Source organism: Pseudomonas sp. P5_A2_2 (assembly GCF_054177685.1).
Genome location: NZ_JBGCUL010000969.1, coordinates 1 through 1650, shown reverse-complemented (window position 1 = coordinate 1650; position 1650 = coordinate 1). Strand labels below are relative to the sequence as shown.

The 1650-nt window shown below is 60.7% G+C and carries 2 protein-coding genes; one reads left to right on the top strand and one right to left on the bottom strand.

Annotation, left to right across the window (positions count from 1 at the left end):
* Positions 1-897: purine-cytosine permease family protein (locus ACXRVY_RS27870; protein ID WP_458238820.1), on the top strand; the 897-nt coding region annotated here is incomplete at its 5' end.
* A 142-nt stretch (positions 898-1039) separates the two neighbouring features.
* On the opposite strand, the gene ACXRVY_RS27865 is transcribed toward ACXRVY_RS27870, so the two are convergent.
* Complete coding sequence (locus ACXRVY_RS27865; RefSeq protein WP_458238819.1) at positions 1040-1648, bottom strand: glutathione S-transferase family protein; 609 nt, start codon at positions 1646-1648, stop codon at positions 1040-1042.
* Positions 1649-1650: the final 2 nt, after the last annotated feature.

Sequence of the window (1650 nt, the reverse complement as noted above, 5' to 3'; positions counted from 1 at the left end):
GTGATGGGCAGTGCCTTGCTCGCCGGTTTCCTCTACATCTTCGCCCATGACTTGCCGGCGGACTTCTTCACTCGCGGCGGCTTCAACCTGTCCGGCTGGCTGGCCACGGTGTCGCTGGGCATCATCTGGCAAATCAGCTTCTCGCCGTACGTGTCGGACTACTCGCGCTACCTGCCGGCGGACATCGGCATCACCCGGCCGTTCTTTGCCACCTACCTGGGGGCGACCCTGGGCACGATCCTGTCGTTCACCTTCGGCGCCGTGGCGGTACTGGCAACCCCGGAAGGCACCGAGGCGATGGCGGCGGTCAAGCAGTCCACCGGTTGGCTGGGGCCGATCCTGATGGTGTTGTTCCTGCTCAACATCATCAGCCACAACGCCTTGAATCTGTATGGCGCGGTGCTGTCGATCATCACTTCGATCCAGACCTTCGCCAGCCAGTGGACGCCGAGCATCAAGGTGCGCGTGGTGTTGTCGGGCATCGTACTGGCGGGTTGCTGCGTGGTGGCGTTGGGCGCTTCGGCGAACTTCATTTCGCAGTTCATCGGCCTGATTCTTGCCCTGTTGCTGGTCTTGGTGCCGTGGGCCTCGATCAACCTGATCGACTTTTACCTGATCAAGCGTCGTCGCTATGACATCGCATCGATCTTCCGCGCTGACGGCGGCATCTACGGTCGCTTCAACCTGCACGCGATCATCGCTTACTTCATCGGCATCATCGTGCAGCTACCGTTCGCCAATACTTCGCTGTACGTCGGGCCATACGCCAACCTGGTCGAGGGCGCGGACCTGTCGTGGCTGGTGGGACTGGTGGTGACGTGTCCGTTGTATTACTGCCTCGCTACGCGAAGCCAGGCGCAGGAAAGCCGTTCGGTGAAGTTCGGCTACACCGATTGAACTAATGGAATGCTGCAGTTTGTAGGAGCGAGCCTGCTCGCGATGGACGTCAACGATAACGCGTGCTTACCGGTTAAACGCGGCGCACTTGAGTCCTTCGCGAGCAGGCTCGCTCCTACATAAGCGTCAGCACATCGACCACTCAGGAATGTTTGAACGCATTCAGGCCGCGTTGTACCGCCGGCCTGGCTTCGACGGTATCGAACCAGCGCGAAAGTTGCGCAAGCTCTTTCCATTCCAGTCGATCACGGAACGCTGTGGCGATGGTGAACGCCGAAATGTCGGCCATGGAGAACTGCGCTCCGGCCATGAACCCGGCAGTCAAAAAACTTTCCGCGTAAGTCAGTTGCTCGATCACCCGCAGATCGATGATCGCCGCCGCCTTGTCCTGCCCTGCCTGGTGCAGAAAAAACGCGGCCTGGCTGGGGGCGATGACATCGGTCACGAAAAAGAAATAGCGGTCAATCACCCGGATACGCTCAGGTCCGGGCTGCGCTGGTGCCAGCCGTCCCGGTGCCTTGGAGTCGGCGTACTGAATGATGGCGTTTGACTGGTTGATCACCAGCGCCGGTGTCGTACCGTGATCGATCAGGGTCGGGACTTTCCCGGCCGGGTTCAGCGCCAGGAAGGCCGGGCCACGGTGTTCCTGCGCATACAGGTCGAGCCTGCGTGCCGTGTAGGCGATGCCGGATTCTTCCAGGGCAATCGCGGCCCGCAGGCTGTTGCCGGTGTTCGCGCCGTACAGTTCGATTT